2 protein-coding genes are annotated in these 565 nt (G+C 65.8%); one reads left to right on the top strand and one right to left on the bottom strand.

Translation table 11 applies throughout. From position 1 onward, the window contains the following. A partial coding sequence (locus G3I78_RS47185) for a molybdopterin dinucleotide binding domain-containing protein (RefSeq protein ID WP_164436780.1) occupies nt 1–119 on the top strand: 119 nt, incomplete at its 5' end. Nucleotides 120–273: 154 nt separating this feature from the next. Here G3I78_RS47185 and G3I78_RS47190 read toward each other — a convergent pair. Then, nucleotides 274–565, bottom strand: a 292-nt coding sequence (locus tag G3I78_RS47190) for a hypothetical protein (RefSeq protein WP_164436783.1), incomplete at its 5' end; no start/stop codon positions are given.

The following is a 565-nucleotide window of genomic DNA, read 5'->3' on the forward strand; positions in this document are numbered from 1 at the left end:
TCATGCCGTTCCACTGGCCGGGCGAAGGCCGCGCCAACACGCTGACCAACCCGGCCCTCGACCCGGTCTCCCGCATGCCGGAGTTCAAGGTCTGCGCGGTCCGCGTCGAGCCGGCGTAAGCGCCGGCCACAGCGCCCAAGTTCGCGATTTCTGAGGCGCTGGCACCACGAACTCGGCCCTGCCGGCCGGGATCCTCGGCTGTGTACGGCTCGGTTGCGACTGATTCGGTGTCGAAGGGCATGACGTTTTCGGTGCCCGGTGAGCCGACCCGTGTCAGCCGACTTCAGGTACCGCGCCACGCGGAGCAGGCTCCTCTTCGGTGACACGCCGGATGTGGCCTACGCATGAATCCAGCGTCAGGGAGGACCACTCAACGTCGATCTCAACGTCGTGGAATATGCGGGTGAGGTCCGCAAGCTGCGTGAAGATCGCCGTCTGTACCTCCCCAAGGGCCGCATCGGCGGGCATCGGCACCTTGCCACATCCGCCACCGGAGTCGTCGGCGATGAACGTGTAGGGCCACACGTCTTGCCCAGTCAGCAGGATGATCTCCTTCGGTATGCCG

Origin of the sequence: Streptomyces sp. SID13726 (assembly GCF_010548375.1) — a bacterium.
In the GTDB taxonomy this organism is placed as follows: domain Bacteria; phylum Actinomycetota; class Actinomycetes; order Streptomycetales; family Streptomycetaceae; genus Streptomyces.